The 16,691-nt window shown below is 39.9% G+C and carries 14 protein-coding genes; 5 read left to right on the top strand and 9 right to left on the bottom strand.

Annotation, left to right across the window (positions count from 1 at the left end):
- Positions 1-24: 24 nt before the first annotated feature.
- The 5 genes from rpoD to rsmD all read right to left on the bottom strand — a co-directional run bounded on the left by rpoD (position 25) and on the right by rsmD (position 5,435).
- Positions 25-1,872, bottom strand: a complete 1,848-nt coding sequence (rpoD, locus tag ALFOR1_RS14520) for an RNA polymerase sigma factor RpoD (RefSeq protein WP_058549379.1) — start codon at positions 1,870-1,872, stop codon at positions 25-27.
- Between the two features lie 124 nt (positions 1,873-1,996).
- Entirely contained in the window at positions 1,997-3,748 is a 1,752-nt protein-coding gene (dnaG, locus tag ALFOR1_RS14515; protein ID WP_104643380.1) for a DNA primase, read from the bottom strand.
- 254 nt (positions 3,749-4,002) lie between these two features.
- Complete coding sequence (locus tag ALFOR1_RS14510) at positions 4,003-4,449, bottom strand: GatB/YqeY domain-containing protein (RefSeq protein ID WP_007376027.1); 447 nt, start codon at positions 4,447-4,449, stop codon at positions 4,003-4,005.
- A 19-nt stretch (positions 4,450-4,468) separates the two neighbouring features.
- Positions 4,469-4,684, bottom strand: coding sequence for a 30S ribosomal protein S21 (gene rpsU, locus ALFOR1_RS14505; protein WP_002957797.1), 216 nt, complete (start codon positions 4,682-4,684; stop codon positions 4,469-4,471).
- Positions 4,685-4,829: 145 nt separating this feature from the next.
- Complete coding sequence (rsmD, locus tag ALFOR1_RS14500) at positions 4,830-5,435, bottom strand: 16S rRNA (guanine(966)-N(2))-methyltransferase RsmD (RefSeq protein ID WP_104643379.1); 606 nt, start codon at positions 5,433-5,435, stop codon at positions 4,830-4,832.
- Positions 5,436-5,641: 206 nt separating this feature from the next.
- Here rsmD and ftsY point away from each other — a divergent pair, with 206 nt between their 5' ends.
- The 4 genes from ftsY (at position 5,642) to rpoH (ending at position 10,631) form a co-directional block, all read left to right on the top strand.
- Entirely contained in the window at positions 5,642-7,723 is a 2,082-nt protein-coding gene (gene ftsY / locus ALFOR1_RS14495) for a signal recognition particle-docking protein FtsY (protein WP_104643680.1), read from the top strand.
- 87 nt (positions 7,724-7,810) lie between these two features.
- Positions 7,811-8,488, top strand: coding sequence for a cell division ATP-binding protein FtsE (gene ftsE / locus ALFOR1_RS14490; protein ID WP_058549382.1), 678 nt, complete (start codon positions 7,811-7,813; stop codon positions 8,486-8,488).
- The gene (ftsX, locus tag ALFOR1_RS14485; RefSeq protein WP_104643378.1) at positions 8,485-9,471 is read left to right on the top strand and encodes a permease-like cell division protein FtsX; all 987 of its coding nucleotides are present in this window, start codon (positions 8,485-8,487) and stop codon (positions 9,469-9,471) included. Before ftsE ends, ftsX begins: the two co-directional genes overlap by 4 nt.
- Before the next feature lie 296 nt (positions 9,472-9,767).
- Entirely contained in the window at positions 9,768-10,631 is an 864-nt protein-coding gene (rpoH, locus tag ALFOR1_RS14480; protein ID WP_058549384.1) for an RNA polymerase sigma factor RpoH, read from the top strand.
- Positions 10,632-10,891: 260 nt separating this feature from the next.
- Here rpoH and ALFOR1_RS14475 read toward each other — a convergent pair whose 3' ends face one another.
- The 4 genes from ALFOR1_RS14475 to gpmM are packed head-to-tail and all read right to left on the bottom strand — an operon-like array spanning position 10,892 to position 15,700.
- Positions 10,892-11,653, bottom strand: coding sequence for a divergent polysaccharide deacetylase family protein (locus tag ALFOR1_RS14475; RefSeq protein ID WP_104643377.1), 762 nt, complete (start codon positions 11,651-11,653; stop codon positions 10,892-10,894).
- 58 nt (positions 11,654-11,711) lie between these two features.
- Positions 11,712-12,977, bottom strand: a complete 1,266-nt coding sequence (locus ALFOR1_RS14470) for a S41 family peptidase (RefSeq protein ID WP_104643376.1) — start codon at positions 12,975-12,977, stop codon at positions 11,712-11,714.
- A gap of 35 nt (positions 12,978-13,012) precedes the next feature.
- Complete coding sequence (locus ALFOR1_RS14465; protein ID WP_104643375.1) at positions 13,013-14,152, bottom strand: murein hydrolase activator EnvC family protein; 1,140 nt, start codon at positions 14,150-14,152, stop codon at positions 13,013-13,015.
- A gap of 3 nt (positions 14,153-14,155) precedes the next feature.
- On the bottom strand, positions 14,156-15,700 hold the full coding sequence (gpmM, locus tag ALFOR1_RS14460) for a 2,3-bisphosphoglycerate-independent phosphoglycerate mutase (RefSeq protein WP_104643374.1): 1,545 nt from the start codon (positions 15,698-15,700) through the stop codon (positions 14,156-14,158).
- Positions 15,701-16,232: 532 nt separating this feature from the next.
- Here gpmM and ALFOR1_RS14455 point away from each other — a divergent pair.
- Complete coding sequence (locus ALFOR1_RS14455) at positions 16,233-16,664, top strand: rhodanese-like domain-containing protein (protein ID WP_058549389.1); 432 nt, start codon at positions 16,233-16,235, stop codon at positions 16,662-16,664.
- Positions 16,665-16,691: the final 27 nt, after the last annotated feature.

Genomic DNA, 16,691 nt, shown 5'->3' with positions numbered 1-16,691 from the left:
TTTTAGTTTATATGAAGCGCTAAATTATTTAGCGTCTAAAAAGCTTTTCAGTAAATCTGAGCGAGAAGGGTGGCGTAATTTACGCAGCGCTTTCGCTTCTATTTGACGAATACGCTCACGTGTTACGTCAAATTGCTTACCTACTTCTTCTAAGGTGTGGTCGGTATTCATATCAATACCAAAACGCATACGTAGTACTTTAGCTTCACGAGCTGTAAGGCCTGCTAGTACATCGTTAGTTGCGCCACGAAGAGATTCCATTGTTGCCGAGTCAATTGGCGAATCAATAGTGGTATCTTCGATAAAGTCACCTAAGTGCGAATCTTCATCATCACCGATTGGTGTTTCCATTGAAATTGGCTCTTTTGCAATTTTAAGTACCTTACGGATTTTATCCTCAGGCATCATCATGCGTTCTGCTAATTCTTCTGGATTTGGCTCACGACCCATTTCTTGTAACATTTGACGAGAAATACGGTTAAGTTTATTAATCGTTTCTATCATATGTACCGGAATACGGATTGTTCTTGCTTGGTCAGCAATTGAGCGAGTAATTGCTTGGCGTATCCACCATGTAGCATAAGTAGAGAACTTATAACCACGGCGATATTCAAACTTATCTACCGCTTTCATTAAGCCAATGTTACCTTCTTGGATTAAATCCAAGAACTGTAAGCCACGGTTTGTGTATTTTTTAGCAATTGAGATTACAAGACGTAAGTTAGCTTCAACCATTTCTTTTTTCGCACGGCGGGCTTTCGCTTCACCAATGCTCATTCGACGGTTAATGTCTTTAATACGCTCTATGCTTAAACCTGTTGTTTGTTCAATAACAGATAGTTTATTGATGCTACGAATGATCTCTGGCTTAACTTCTTCAAGTTTAGCCGAATGCTTTTCGTTAGCACTGATTTCTACGTCAATCCAAGAAGCATCAGTTTCATTATTAGCAAAATGCTTAATGAAGGTCTTCTTAGGTAACTTAGCAATTTGTACCGCTTGTTTCATGATTAGGCGTTCTTGAATACGAACTCTGTCCATCATTTCACGCATGTTATTAACCATGCGATCAAACTGTTTAGGTACTAATTTGAATGTTCTGAACAGCTCGCCAATTTCAAAAATAGCGGCTTGAGACTCAGGGTGCGAACGACCTTTAGAGTCAAACGTATCACGTGCCTTATTATATAAATCACGTAAGTTTTCAAAGTGTACACGTGCCTCTTCAGGATCTGGGCCGGTATCTACTTCTTCTTCGTCTTCATCATCGTCGCTGTCTTTGTCATCGTCTTCATCGTCGTCATCAAGTTGTTTTTCACTTAACTCTGAACCGATGTTAGTCGCTGATATTGGCGCATCATCTTCGTTAGGATCAATAAATCCAACGATAATATCGCTTAAGCGCATTTCTTCAGCTTCAAACTTATCCCACTGTTCTAGTAGGTAAGTAATTGCTTCAGGGTACTCTGCAACAGAAATCTGTACTTGGTTGATACCTTCTTCAATACGCTTAGCGATTACAATTTCGCCTTCACGTGTTAGAAGTTCAACAGTACCCATTTCACGCATGTACATGCGAACCGGATCCGTTGTGCGGCCGATTTCTTTTTCTACAGTTGCAAGTGCTGCAGCGGCAGCTTCTGCTGCGTCTTCGTCTGTCGTTGTTTCTTGCATCATTAATTCATCGGCATCAGGCGCGTTTTCGCTAACCTTGATACCCATGTCATTAATCATGCTAATGATATCTTCTACTTGATCTGAGTCTATAATGTCTTGTGGAAGGTGATCATTTACTTCTGCAAAAGTTAAGTAGCCTTGCTCTTTACCTTTTTGAATCAGAAGTTTTAATTGTGACTGAGGAGTTGGATCCATAGAGATTGTTTCTTCCACTCTGATAAGTTGATACAACAGGCGCCATCATGTAGTTTGCATTAAAGCCAACTAGAATAATGTGACGCAGTGAATAGCACAGTATAACAGTTTAAATCAAATCTGACTAGCTGTTAGTGGCTTTTAACGCTGTCATTAGCAAATGACATTCAAGTCTTTCGTCGCTATTAAGACCTTGTGTCTTGTCCTTTATTAATAGGGTCTCGAGTCGATAATTTAAACACTGATCTTCAATAAATTTAAAAGTATTTTTAAAAACAGTCTCTAAACGCTCTTCATTTATTTGATGTTGCCATGTTGCAAGCTTAATTAATGGCTCGTAATCATCTGTATCTCTAAAGAACTCTAATAACTGAGCTGTAGTTACTTCCTCTTTTTGTAAAGCTTGCTCTTGCAATCGTAATAACAAACCAATGCCAGCAATATTCATTTGCGCAAGCTCGGGTAAGTACGGCACACTTTTGGCTAAATCAGGGTGCTGAATTAATATACCAATTGCTTGGCGCATAGGCGTTATTTTAAATTTTCGTTCAATAGAGTGTTGCTGCTTTGGTGTTTTTAAGCGGCTATTAAGCTGCTCTCGAGTTCGACCAATCAAGCGCCCTAATTGTTCCAAAATATTTTCTTGATAAAATTCACTCGGAATTTTTTCAATAAGAGGCAGCGCAGTACTTAGTAATTTAGCTTTACCTGAGTCGAGCGTTAAATCAACTTCTTGGCTAAGTTTATTAAACAGTACCTTGGTAAAGTCATCTGCTTGACTAAGGCGTTGTTCAAATTGCTCTTTCCCCTCTTTTTGTACTAGCGAGTCAGGGTCTTCACCGTCAGGTAAAAATGCAAACTGTAATGCTTTACCGTCGTTTAAATAGGGAAGTGCGTTTTCAAGAGCTCGCCATGCAGCATCACGGCCTGCTCTGTCGCCATCATAACAACAAATTACCTTGTCTGTGGTTCTAAACAAAGTGTGCATGTGCTCGCTTGTAGTTGCGGTGCCTAGTGCGGCAACAGCATATTCAATTCCTTGCTCGGCAAGCGCGACTACATCCATATAACCTTCTACAATCATTACATGGTCAAGTTTTTTATGAGCTTGCTTTGCTTCATATAGCCCGTACAGCTCAAAGCCTTTATGAAAAATTCGGGTCTCTGGCGAGTTTAAGTATTTTGGGCCTTGGTCGGCTTGCATTACACGTCCGCCAAAGGCAATAACGCGCCCACGTTTATCGCGTATAGGAAACATTAAGCGGTCGCGGAAAAAATCAAACTGTCTACCAGGTGTTTTTTCAGAGGCAAGCTTTAGCTCTACTAATTGCTCTTTTTGTTCTTTGTTACGGCCAAGCTGTAAACATAATCCATCCCACTCACTTGGGGCGTAACCAATCATAAACTTTTTAACAGTTTCACCGCTTAAACCACGTCCTTTAACATACTCAATTACAGCTGCTGAGTTACTATGGTGCTTTAATTGGTGTTGATAAAAGCGCGCAGTGTGCAGCATTAAATCGTAGTCTGAGCGTTTTTGGGCTGCTGTGCGCTCTGGAGCTGAGTTGCTGCCTTGTTCTCGTGGTACATCTAAGTTTAATAAACTGGCAAGTTCTTCAATGGCATCAACAAACTCTAGTTTGTCGTATTCCATAACAAACGATATTGCATTGCCATTCGCACCACAGCCAAAACAATGATAAAACTGCTTGTCTTGCGATACGGTAAATGAGGGCGATTTTTCGTTATGAAATGGACAGCAGGCTTGGTAATCTTTACCGGCTTTTTTAAGGCCAACTTTAGAGTCGATGAGTTCGACAATGTCGGTTCTGGCAAGTAAATCGTCTATAAAATTACGTGGGATCTTTCCAGCCATTAGTAAAATAAGGTCCTGAGATAATAAGAAGAATAACGAAAACGAAATGTACGTTTAGTGCCAAATAAAGCCTATTTAACTTACCAAAACATACTGTAAATAAATAGGGCAGTACACATAAATTTCAATAGTTAAATTGAAGCATGTAAGCGTATCTAATTAGCTTGTTGTTAGGTTAATTAAAGCTAAAAACAAAGAAACCGAGCGCTAGGCTCGGTTTGCTTCAATCATACTTTAATGTATGTGGGCGTATATTAGGCAGTTAATCGTTGCTTAATTAAACCAGAGATTTTGCCCATATCGGCGCGACCTTCAGCTTTGCTTTTGATTATACCCATTACTTTACCCATGTCTTGCATACCTGCTGCGTTAGTATCAGCAATAGCCGCATCAATGAGAGCAATTATTTCTTCTTCACTCAATTGTTGAGGTAAAAAAGTTTCAAGTGCTACTATTTCATTGGCTTCAATATCAGCTAAATCATCACGCCCAGCATCTTTGTACTGAGTGTAAGAGTCACGACGTTGTTTAACAAGCTTCACTATAACTGAGGTAATACCCGCGTCGTCTAGTGTAATTTGCTCGTCAATTTCACGTTGCTTGATTGCAGCAAGTACCATACGAATAGGGTTAAGACGTTGTTTGTCTTTAGCTCGCATCGCATCTTTTTGCGCATCTTTTAGCGTTATTAAAAGGCTCATTTATACAAGACCTAATATATTAGTATAATTTAACGCGACGTGCGTTATCACGAGAAAGTTTTTTCATGTGACGTTTAACTGCAGCAGCTTTTTTACGCTTACGCTCAGCTGTTGGCTTTTCATAGTGCTCGCGACGACGAACTTCTGAAAGGATACCTGCTTTTTCACATGAACGCTTGAAGCGACGAAGTGCTACGTCAAACGGTTCGTTCTCTCTTACTTTAATTACTGGCATTAAAAATTCACCTACCTAAATTATGAGCGTTGCTCAAGTTGATCAAACATTGATCAAGTGGTTCAAAAATGGTGCGGTATTGTAATCCGAAGCAACACCACATGTAAAGGATAATATTAACAGAAACGCATCATCTAAAATAGTATTAATTTGATTGACGTTGATATAGCCTGCAGAACACTTGTCCCGCCTTTTTTTCTTTTATTAACAGCCAGTTATCGGGTTTTTGAAACGTGCTTAACTCGGTTTCTACTTCCACATAAATGAGTGCTTCGCTGCTTAGCCATTGGTTTTTTTCTAATAAATCGCATGTTGTTTGTGCTAAATCTTTGCGAAATGGCGGGTCAACAAATACTAAATTAAATGTTTCATTTGTATTTTTCTGTTCTAAATAACTCAAAGAATTAGTGTGTTTTACCTGTGCATTTTCAAGCTTTAAGGTGCTGATATTTAGTTCTAATTGTTTGGCCGCAAATTTATCTAACTCAATAAATATGGTGCTTTTTGCAAAACGAGAGAGCGCTTCAAAACCGAGCCCGCCAGAACCCGCAAAACAATCAAGTACATGAGCGTCGCGGGTATCTTGCATTAACCAGTTAAACACCGTTTCTTTAATTCTATCGGTGGTCGGGCGTAAACCTTCTACGTTTTTTACTGGCAATTTACGGCCTCTAAATTGGCCGCTTATAACTCTAATAAAACCATCGCTGGATTTGCTAATAGCTTTATTTTGTGTCGTTTTATTTCTCATTTAGCTCACTAAAAAATGGTATATGGTATCTAGCTCAGATAATATTGCAGCAGATTACGTGTAGCTTCATTTTTCAACCGTATTAAAAGTGTTACTATTGAACACTTACGTTTTGAATGGTTGTTTTACTAGCATCGATTGCTAGGCATCGCCAAGCTATTTCAAATTTTAGTTTATCAGATTTTTATAAGTGGTTATTAGCAAGTATGGCAAAAAAAAGTAAATTCATGTCGTGGCTCGGTTTTGGCAAGTCAGATAAAAAAGAAGCAGAGCAAAAAGCAGAAGCTGATAAACAACAAGCATTAGCGCAAGAGCAAGCCGAAAAAGCTGAGCAAGAACGTATAGCTGCAGAGCAGGCCGAGGCTGAGCGTTTACAAGCAGAAGCAGAGACTAAGCGTTTAGAGCAAGAGCGTATAGCTAGTGAGCAGGCTGAAGTTGAACGTTTAGCTCAAGAAAAGCTAGCTCAAGAGCAAGCGCAAAAGCTTGAGAAAGAACGCATATATGAAACAGAACAAGCCGAAAAACGAGCTATAGAGCAAGCTAATGCCGAATTATTAGCAAAGCAAGATGCAGATGCAGCAGCGCAAAAGCAAGAACAAGCTAAACGGCTAGCTGAGCAAGAAACACAAATGCGCTTAGAACAGGAGCGCATTGCAGCTGACAAAGCAGAGTCGGAGCGATTAGAACGAGTTCGTCTCCAAGAGCAAGAAGCTGCAAATGCAGAAAAGCTTGCAATAGATAAAGCAAATGCACAATTGCTTGCAAAAGAGCAGGCTGATGCTGAAATACAACGACAGGAACGAGAGCAGCGCCTAGCTGAGCAAGAAGCTCAAATGCGTTTAGAGCAAGAACGTATAGCCGCAGAAAAAGTTGAGAATGAACGCTTAGAGCAAGAACGCATAGCCGCTGAAAAAGTTGAGAATGAGCGTTTAGAGCAAGAACGCATTGCCGCTGAAAAATTTGAGAATGAGCGTCTAGAGCAAGAACGCATTGCCGCTGAAAAAGCACAGAATGAGCGTTTAGAGCAAGAGCGCATTGCTGCTGAAGAAGCCGAGAATGAGCGTTTAGAGCAAGAACGCATTGCCGCTGAAAAAGCCGAGAGTGAACGTTTAGAGCAAGAGCGACTTGCCGCTGAAGAAGCCGAGAATGAACGTTTAGAGCAAGAACGAATTGCCGCTGAAGAAGCCGAGAATGAGCGTTTAGAGCAAGAACGAATTGCCGCTGAAAAAGCCGATAATGAACGTTTAGAGCAAGAACGACTTGTAGCTGAAGAGGCTGAAAATGAACGTTTAGAGCAAGAGCGCCTTACTGCTGAACTTGCTGTAGATGAAGCAAAACAAGAAGAAAAACCAAAAAAAGAAGGGTTTTTCTCTCGTCTTAAAAAGGGCTTATTAAAAACTCGTGTAAATATAGGTTCTGGCTTTGCTTCTATTTTTAGTGGTAAAAAAATTGATGATGAGTTATTTGAAGATCTTGAAACACAGCTGCTCACCGCTGATCTAGGTGTTGATACCACCATGAAGTTAATCGATAGCTTAACTGATGCAGCAAACCGAAAGCAGCTTAAAGATGGTGATGCCCTATATGAGCTAATGAAGCAAGAAATGGCAGCGATGCTAAAAACTGCTGAGCAGCCTTTGGTTATTAATAAAGATAAAAAGCCGTTTGTTATTTTAATGGTAGGTGTGAACGGAGTTGGTAAAACAACCACGATTGGTAAGTTAGCTAAGCAATTTCAAAACGAAGGTAAGTCGGTCATGCTTGCCGCGGGAGATACGTTTAGAGCCGCAGCTGTAGAACAATTACAAGTTTGGGGTGAGCGGAACAGTATTCCGGTTATTGCACAGCACACAGGTGCAGATAGCGCGTCGGTAGTATTTGATGCATTTCAAGCCGCGAAAGCACGTAATGTTGATGTATTAATTGCCGATACAGCTGGGCGCTTGCAAAATAAAGATAATTTAATGCAAGAGCTTGAAAAAATAGCCCGTGTAATGAAAAAAATTGACCCAGATGCACCTCATGAAGTAATGCTTACTATTGATGCTGGTACAGGTCAAAACGCTATTAGCCAAGTAAACTTATTTAATCAATGTGTTGGTTTAACTGGTATTACACTTTCAAAACTTGATGGTACTGCAAAAGGCGGTGTTATTTTTGCGGTTGCCGATAAGTTTAATATTCCAATTCGTTACATTGGTGTTGGTGAAGGTATTGATGATTTACGCGCTTTTAAAAGCGATGACTTTATTGATGCGTTATTTAGCCAAGATGAGGACGACGTTTAATTTACCAAAAGAGGGAGCTTGCTCCCTTTTTAATTGCGAGGATTACCAGCGTTATTAATAAGCTAATGGCGTTGGCATAATAAAAAGATGATAAATTTTCAGCAAGTAAGTAAAACTTACCCTGGTGGGCATCGTGCACTTGAAAAGGTTAATTTTCATATTAAGCCTGGCGAACTCGCTTTTTTAACGGGCCACAGTGGCGCCGGTAAAAGTACGTTACTTAAGCTAATTAGTTTAATGGAGCGTCCATCTGCAGGTAACGTGTTTATTAATGGAGTTGATTTAAATAAAGTTAACTCGCGTCAAATTCCTTATGCTCGTCGTGATATTGGTATTATTTTTCAAAACCACCGTTTGTTAGAGCGCTATACCGTTTTTGATAATGTAGCATTACCTTTAATTATTGAGGGCACTCACCATAAGCAAATAGCAAAACGAGTGCATGGCGCGCTTGATAAAGTGGGCTTGATAGATAAAATAAAATGTCATCCTTCTATGCTCTCTGGTGGTGAACAGCAGCGAGTAGGTATTGCCAGAGCCATTGTAAACTCCCCGCCAATATTATTAGCTGATGAACCTACTGGTAACCTCGACCCTGAACTTTCAATGGAAATATTAAAGTTGTTTGAAGACTTTAATAAGCACGGTACAACAGTGCTTATTGCCACACATGATCTTGGTTTAGTGGCGCGTATGAAGTACCGAAGCCTAACTTTAAAAGACGGTCGTATGCTTGAAGATCCGCTTGCTGAGGGAGCATTATGAGTTTACTTTTTAAAGGTCGTCAAAATAGTAACGATAAGCAACAAAAATCGATATTAGCGGGTGGATATTTTTTTATACTTAATATATTTCGCCAAGGCGTACATAGTTTAGGTGAAATGTGGCGTACACCACTTGCTTCAATGATGACCATTGCAGTACTTGGATTGAGCCTAACTTTGCCAGCTACACTTTACTTAGTTGTTAAAAACGTACAGCAAGTCAGTAGCGGCTTTGAAGAAGCCAGCGAAATCTCATTATTTGTAAAAGAAAGTATGAGTGCCCAAGAAACGCAAACTTTAGTAAAGCGCTTAGCGTTATATCCAGAGGTTGAAAGCGTTGAGTTTATTTCAAAGCAAAAAGCACTTACTGAGTTTAAAGACGTATCTGGATTTGGTCAGGCTTTAGAATACCTAGACAAGAACCCACTACCAGACGTGGTACTGGTTACGCCAACAAAACGTAACAGGCAGCCAAATGCCGCTAAGGTACTTTTGACAAAGCTTGAGAGTGAACGTGAAGTTGACTTTGGGAAGCTTGATATAGCATGGTTAGAGCGCTTAAATGCACTACTTGATTTACTTAAAGAAAGTGTAATAACTATCGCACTATTATTACTTACCTCTGTGACACTTATAATTGGTAATACTATTCGGTTGTCTATTATGGACAAAAAAGAAGAAATCCAAGTAATGAAACTTGTAGGAGCAACGAATACATTTATACATGCGCCATTTTTATGGACAGGTATATGGTACGGCGTAATAGGTGGTTTATTTGCTTTTATATGTGTTGGGTTAATGATGTGGTGGCTTTCGAGCGCAGTAAGCAGTGTTGCAGGCGTGTATCAAACAAGTTTTTCGCTTATTGGGTTATCGCTTAGCGAGCTCGGCTTTTTAGTATTACTTGCTACGAGCTTGGGCTTTATTGGCTCGTACCTATCTGTAAATCGCTATATTAAAGAAATAGAACCCGATAAGGTATAAGTGAACCAATTCAACTTGATACGCGTAGAGTATCAAGTTGGATACATCCTTAGTTTATTAAAACTGTCATATTTGTGTACTATCCTCCTTTAAAGTAATGAGTTGTAAATAGCGTGTTGCGACAGAGCTAATTGCTTGCAAACCCTTAATTCATCACTTATTCAGTCGCTTGTAGTAGACTAAATACATACCAAAAAACTACTTGATTTATACTTTAAAAAAGTTTTAAATTGGGGTTAGCACTCTTGGGGAAAGAGTGCTAAGATGGTTTCAAATGTTTATCACCGAGGTGAAAAATGAGTAAAGATTTATACGCAATGGCACTTACAGTCGGACAACAAAGCGCAAGCATGGACGGTTACCTTCAAGCGGTAAGCACTATTCCTATGCTTAAAGTTGAGCAAGAGCAAGAGCTTGCTAAAAAGCTTCAGGAAGAAGGCGATCTTGGCGCTGCTAAGCAACTCATTATGTCGCATTTACGCTTTGTAGCACATATTGCTAAAAGCTACTCGGGATACGGCTTACCACAAGCTGACCTTATTCAAGAAGGTAATATAGGCCTGATGAAAGCGGTTAAACGTTTTGACCCTACAGTAGGTGTACGTTTAGTGTCGTTCGCAGTGCATTGGATTAAAGCCGAAATCCATGAGTTTGTTTTAAAAAACTGGCGCATAGTTAAAGTTGCAACCACAAAGGCACAACGTAAATTGTTTTTTAATCTTCGTAAAAACAAAAAGCGTTTAGGTTGGTTCAATCAAGCTGAGGTTAGCACTGTTGCTAGTGAGCTAGGTGTGAGTGAAAAAGAAGTACGTGAAATGGAATCGCGCATGAGCGGCCAAGACATGGGCTTTGACCTAACAGGCGACGATAATGATGACGCGCCTACAAGTACTTACTCTCCAGTACAATATTTAACAGATGGTTCTGCCGATTTAGCTGATGACGTAGAGCAGCAGCAGTGGCAAGAGCAGTCTCATACTCGTTTATTTAGCGCACTTAAAACGCTAGATGAGCGTTCTCAAGACATTGTAAGTGCTCGTTGGTTATCTGACGACAAAGCAACATTACAAGAGCTTGCTGAAAAATACAGCGTATCGGCTGAGCGTGTTCGCCAGCTAGAAAAAACAGCAATGAAAAAGCTGCAAAGCGCTATGAGCTAATACTGCTCAAGCTGTAAAATTTAGAAGCCCTGCATGAAAATGTGGGGCTTTTTGCTTTATAGCGGAGGTTTAAAACTACTCGCTGATAAAGTTAGATAATTAAATCTACTTACCTAGGTAATTGAGAATACCTGTAAATGTTCTTAATGCAGGTAAACTGATAGTTTATTTAGCCAGCGCCACTGCACAGAGGTTATTAAAGGATTATATAAATTAGCTCTTTGCTTGGCATATGAACGACTGCATTATTAAAGTGCATATTATCGAGCACTTATTCCTTTATTCTCAGCTTGCGCTAACTGTATATATTTTCTTTCTACTAATTGCGAAACGGGCACGAGCTCAAACCCTTGCTCTGTCAGTTGTGGTAAAGCATGGCGTAAAAACTTAATTGTTTCTGGGTAGGGGTGGGCAATTGCAATTGCAAAGTTATGCTTTTCAGCTTTGTGTTTTAATTCATCGAGCCTAAATTGCAATTGCTCGGGCGTTGTTATGTTGTCTAAAAATACGTGACGGCCAATATTCTCTACACCTAAAAAGTTTGCAGCATTTTGTGCTTGGCTTAAATCAGTGGTGCGACTATCTAAAAAGTATAAGTGACGCTTTTTTAGTACTTCCATAGTCCACTTCATGGCTTGGCTTTTTTGTGTGAGCGCTGAGCCCATGTGATTATTAACGCCTTTGACTTGGGGTAAGCTGGCTAGAGCAGTTCCTAAAGTTTGTTGTAATTGTTCTTTATTCATATTTAAAGTTAATGCGCCTGGGCCAAGCTCTTTGCCGTTCAGTGCCTGCATAGGAACGTGTAACAGCAGTTCTTTATTTGACTGGCTCGCAAGCGTTGCAAAAATTTGAGAATAAGGTGTGTGAGGCAAAATTGAATACGTCAATTGCCCTGGTAAGGAAAGGAATTCTAAGTCCCGTTGATGATAACCTATGTCATCTATTACTATTGCTATTTGTTTGGCACTAACACTTGTGCAGGCTAAGCAAATAAACAGTATTAACCATTTTATTATTTTCACGTTTATAGTTTTTATTATCTTTTTTTAATCTCAGTAGGTTGCTTTAAATAAAGCTGCTTTATTGCATGCTGAGTAATTGTTTTGCTTTAACTAATTGCTGATCGGCTAAGTTACCCGTGAGTAATTGCGCGTTACTGTTAGTTTGCTCATTTTTTATTATAACGGCTTTATTAGTTTGTGAAAGACTTGTTTGATTAATCGCCACATCAGGGGTTATCCCTATGCCATCAATAGATTGGCCGAGGGGGGTATAGTATTTAGCTGTAGTGAGTTTAAGTGCTGTGTTGCCATCACCTAGGGGGATTAACGATTGGACAGAACCTTTACCAAATGACTGGCTGCCTACAATTGTTGCTCTTTTATTGTCTTTAAGTGCAGCCGCGAGTATTTCGGCAGCTGAGGCTGAGTTTTCATTAATAAGTACAACAATAGGCGCACCTTTTAAAATATCACCTCGCTTAGCGTAAAAGGCTTGGTTAGCGTCATAAAAGCGCCCTTTGGTAGTAACAATAGTCCCACTTTGTAAAAATAGGTCAGATACTGCTACCGCGCTTTTTAATGTACCGCCTGGATTATCGCGTAAATCAATTACTAAACCTTTAAGCGGGTAGCCAAAATGGCTTTGTAAAGCTGCAACCTGCAAGGCCACTTCATGTAAAGTATGATTAGAAAAGTTATTAATAGCTAAATAGCCAGTACCAGAGTCTAAAAGCTCGCTGGTTGCGCTTTCAAGGTTTATTTGACGGCGAGCAACATGAAAAGTGATTAACTCTTTAGTGTTATCGCGCTTTACAGTTAGATCTATATTTGCAAATTTACTTTCGCGTATGAGTGTTGCCACTTCGTCGATTGTACGATTATCCGCGCTGTTATTATTTACGCTTATTATTTTATCACCAGGTAAAACTCCCGCTATTTTAGCCGGCGAGTTATTAACTACGTCAATAATAGTCATTTTTTCATCAACGTTTTTAACTTCAATCCCAATACCTGTGTAACGCCCGTTTGTATTATCAAATAACGACGTAAGCTCATGCTCGTCTAAATATTTAGAGTAGGGGTCGAGCTTTGAATACAAACGCTCAAATTGTTTGTTGTTATAATTGATATGGTCGCTATTTTGTAATGCTAAATCTTCTACGTAGTAGGCATGAATATTAAAGAGGATTTCATCTATTTGTTGGCTTTTAAGTTCTTTTACAGAGCTTGCATATACGTGTGTATTAAAAGCTAATAAGGTAAGTAATATAACCAAACACAGGCTTATAAAAAAGCCTGTATTTTTTTTAATGACTGTATTTGATGCGTTTTTTTTGGTTGTCATCAGCTGCTCCTAATGCGGTGCAGCGGTTTATTCAATTAAATGCGTCTGCACCATTTTACAGGATTTACTGCGCGTCCTTTGTGGCGTATTTCAAAGTATAGACCAGAACTTGCTTGTCCGCCGCTTTGACCTACTAATGCAAGTGTTTCGCCTTCGCGAACCATGTCGCCAACATCTCGTAATAACGTTTGAGCATGGCCGTATAGGCTCATAAAGCCTTCTCCATGGTCAACCACAATCACCCAGCCAAAACCTTTTAACCAATCAGCAAACACAACTTGACCGTTTTGAATGCTATTTACGTTTGTGCCTTCTTTTGCGCCAATTAGTACGCCTTTCCAATCAATACCACCATGTTTGCGCTGTCCAAACGTGTGCTCTAATTTACCCTTACTTGGCCAAGGTAATTTACCTTTGCTCTTGTTAAGCCCGATAAGCTCTATTTTTTGATTTTTTTCTTGCTCTAACTCTTCAATCGTTGTGATCAGCGTTTGCTGGTTCTCTTTTAAATAGTTAATAGAGTTTTTTGTACCTGTTAGTTGGGCTTGTAGGTTTTTTAGATTGGTTTGTCGCTCGCTTTGAGCATTTACTAATGCGGTTTGACGTCTTTTTTGTTCTTCATATAAAAGCTCTAATTTTTGTTGTGTTTTAACAAGCTCTTGTTGGTTTTGTGCTATTTGCTGTTGAAGCTGCTTTAGCTCTTCAATTTGTTCAATACGGGCTTTATTCAAATAATTATAATAACTAAGTGTACGCTCAAATTTAGCGGTGTCTTCTTGGTTTAGCAACATTTTAGAGTAGTCATCGCCACCGGCCATATAAGCACTTTTTAATTGTGCGGCTAATACCTTTTGAAATTCTGCATGTTGTTCGTCGAGTTCATCAGCTTTATTTTGTAATTGCTTTTGCTGTGTTTTGGTTTCTTTTACAGATTGTTCAGCCATGTTGAGTGCTTTTGCGTTTTTAGCTATATCAAGTTCATGGCTTTTCAGTTTTTTTTGTAATGAGGCTATTTTTTTTCTTTGTGCGTTATATTCAGCTTGGCTTTGCTGAAGTGCATTTTGTACTTCTGATAAGTCTTTTTTAGTGCGATCTTCATTAGCAACTGCATAAGCAGTTACTAATGAAGTAAGTATTAATCCGCACTGTATTAACCGGTTAATACATCTATTCATATGTTATTTCAACATCATGATAGGTGTGCCAGTCATTTCGTTAGGCTGCTCCATACCCATTAAATGAAGCATTGTTGGTGCTACATCGCTTAGTGCTTTACCTTGCATAGGCTCAGCGTCGCGACCTACGTAAATAAATGGAACTGGCTCGCTAGTATGAGCTGTATGGGCTTGACCTGTTTTAAGGTTAGCCATTTGCTCTGCATTACCATGATCGGCAGTAATTAATGCTTCACCACCAAACTCCTCTAATGCATCAACAACACGACCAATACACGTATCTACAGCTTCGCAGGCTTTAACGGCAGCTTCAAACACGCCAGAGTGACCTACCATGTCGCCATTAGGGTAGTTACAAATAATAGCGTCGTATTTTCCACTTTTAATTGCTTCTACGAGTTTATCTGTAAGCATTTCTGAATTCATTTCAGGTTGTAGATCGTAAGTTGCTACCTGTGGTGAAGGAATTAACTCGCGTGTTTCACCTTTAAATTCGTCTTCGCGCCCACCACTAAAGAAAAACGTAACGTGTGCATATTTTTCTGTTTCAGAAATACGTAGCTGCGTTTTGTCATTTTTTTCTAGCCACTCTCCTAACACATTTACAAGTGCTGACGAGCCAAAAGCAACAGGTGCATCAATATCGGCTGCGTATTCTGTCATCATTACAAATGCGCTAAGTTTTGGAGATTTTTTCTTGGTGAAGCCGTCAAATTCAGGCTCAACAAATGCGCGAGTTATTTCACGGGCTCTGTCGGCTCTAAAGTTAGCAAAAATAACAGTATCGCCATCGTTAATTGCCGCAGGCTCAAAACCCGCTGGAGTAATTGTTGTAGCGGCTACAAATTCATCGTTTTCGTCGCGCTCGTATGCGGCATTAAGTGCGTCTACACCGTTATTAAAATTAAAATCACCTTTTGCTAGGGTCATTACGTCATATGCTTTTTCTACTCGGTTCCAGCGGTTGTCTCTGTCCATTGCATAATAACGCCCTACAAGTGAGGCTAAACGGCCACATTTTAGCTCTGCAAATAACGCTTCGATGCGCTCTATTGAGGCTTTAGCGCTGCGCGGTGGTGTATCACGACCATCTAAAAAGCCATGAAAATATACTTCTTTAGCGCCACGTTTTGCTGCAAGTTTGATACTGGCAACAATGTGATCTTCATGGCTATGTACGCCACCTGGGCTCAATAAGCCCATAATATGAACCGCTTTACCTGCGTTTACTGCTTTATCTATGTTTTCAACTAATGCGGGTGTTGAGTCAAACTCACCATCGTTAATTGCTTTGGTAATGCGAGTGAAATCTTGATAAACGATTCGCCCGGCGCCTAAGTTCACGTGGCCAACCTCTGAATTGCCCATTTGCCCGTCAGGAAGGCCAACATCTAAACCCGAAGCTGATATTAATGTGTGTGGGCGGGTTGCCCATAATTCGTCTAATACCGGTGTGTTAGCTGCAAGAATAGCGTTACTTTGCTCATCTTCGCGGTGTCCCCAACCGTCTAAAATCATTAATACCAGTGGTTTTTTATGCTCTGTCATAATAGCTCCTGAAAATTAGCACCTGTTGATGGGTACTGTGTACCGAAAGGGTTATCTGGTTCGTTTTAGCATACCGCGTTTTAGCGATAGGATCAGCACTGAAAACAAGATATTAAATTTTTTACTTACTTTCATATATGGGGTGCTTTATCGTTTTTTAAACTGTGTCAAACTCGCATTTTAACTTGGTTTGGGTATACTTGCGGGGCTAAAGTACAAAATACCTAAAATATTAGGGCGTGTTGCACTTTGGTGGCTGAATTTGCAGCAGTATGTTTGGTTTTTAGGCAAGGCAGAGCCTATGAAGTGTGGTTACTCCCCATAAATAGGCGATAACGTAGCATAAGTCCCGAACATGCGCTGCCCGTTGGGTTTTTCTAGGGACTATTACCTCTTTGTTGCTCGGTTTTTACTTAGCCCACTAGGTTACAAACCTCGCGCCGCGATTTAATCGCCCCTAGATTGAACAAATTTCAATCCACAAAGGTCAACACGCCCTAGGTTTAGAACATAATTTCATAGTGGAAGTAGAATGGATCAATATATTGAGTTTATTACAAATCATCCCATTTTAAGCCTTGCTTGGGTTGGTCTTGTTTTTCTTATTGTAAGCGGTTTGATTAAAAGTAAATTTTCAGCAATCCGTCAAATTAACCCTCAACAACTTACGCTTTTAATTAATCGTGAAGACGGTAAAGTTGTTGATATTCGCGCTCAAAAAGAGTTTTCGGCAGGCCATATTGCTAACTCTGTGCACTTGAGCCCTGAAAAAGCGAAACAATCTGACTTTTCAAGCCTTGAAAAGTACAAGAGCAAACCCATTATATTGGTATGTACCACAGGTATGACTGCCCAAGGTACTGCAACTGCGATGCATAAAGCTGGTTTTGAAGAGGTTTATGTATTGGCAAGCGGTATGGGTGCGTGGCAATCAGCGAGCCTACCAACTACAACAGGTCGCTAATCAGTTTAGCTAGACCGATAGAGGATT

The sequence above is a fragment of the Pseudoalteromonas carrageenovora IAM 12662 genome, assembly GCF_900239935.1.
In the GTDB taxonomy this organism is placed as follows: Bacteria; Pseudomonadota; Gammaproteobacteria; order Enterobacterales; family Alteromonadaceae; genus Pseudoalteromonas; species Pseudoalteromonas carrageenovora.
This window is presented reverse-complemented; position numbering and strand designations above follow the sequence as displayed.

What these genes read in the sequence shown, in the direction of transcription:
- ALFOR1_RS14470 (WP_104643376.1), bottom strand. Translation starts at nt 12,977, where the DNA reads ATGACAACCAAAAAAAACGCATCAAATACAGTCATTAAAAAAAATACA.
- rsmD (WP_104643379.1), bottom strand. Translation starts at nt 5,435, where the DNA reads ATGAGAAATAAAACGACACAAAATAAAGCTATTAGCAAATCCAGCGAT.
- ftsX (WP_104643378.1), top strand. Translation starts at nt 8,485, where the DNA reads ATGAGTTTACTTTTTAAAGGTCGTCAAAATAGTAACGATAAGCAACAA.
- dnaG (WP_104643380.1), bottom strand. Translation starts at nt 3,748, where the DNA reads ATGGCTGGAAAGATCCCACGTAATTTTATAGACGATTTACTTGCCAGA.
- rpoD (WP_058549379.1), bottom strand. Translation starts at nt 1,872, where the DNA reads ATGGATCCAACTCCTCAGTCACAATTAAAACTTCTGATTCAAAAAGGT.
- ftsY (WP_104643680.1), top strand. Translation starts at nt 5,642, where the DNA reads ATGGCAAAAAAAAGTAAATTCATGTCGTGGCTCGGTTTTGGCAAGTCA.
- ALFOR1_RS14510 (WP_007376027.1), bottom strand. Translation starts at nt 4,449, where the DNA reads ATGAGCCTTTTAATAACGCTAAAAGATGCGCAAAAAGATGCGATGCGA.
- rpoH (WP_058549384.1), top strand. Translation starts at nt 9,768, where the DNA reads ATGAGTAAAGATTTATACGCAATGGCACTTACAGTCGGACAACAAAGC.
- gpmM (WP_104643374.1), bottom strand. Translation starts at nt 15,700, where the DNA reads ATGACAGAGCATAAAAAACCACTGGTATTAATGATTTTAGACGGTTGG.
- rpsU (WP_002957797.1), bottom strand. Translation starts at nt 4,684, where the DNA reads ATGCCAGTAATTAAAGTAAGAGAGAACGAACCGTTTGACGTAGCACTT.
- ALFOR1_RS14465 (WP_104643375.1), bottom strand. Translation starts at nt 14,152, where the DNA reads ATGAATAGATGTATTAACCGGTTAATACAGTGCGGATTAATACTTACT.
- ALFOR1_RS14455 (WP_058549389.1), top strand. Translation starts at nt 16,233, where the DNA reads ATGGATCAATATATTGAGTTTATTACAAATCATCCCATTTTAAGCCTT.
- ftsE (WP_058549382.1), top strand. Translation starts at nt 7,811, where the DNA reads ATGATAAATTTTCAGCAAGTAAGTAAAACTTACCCTGGTGGGCATCGT.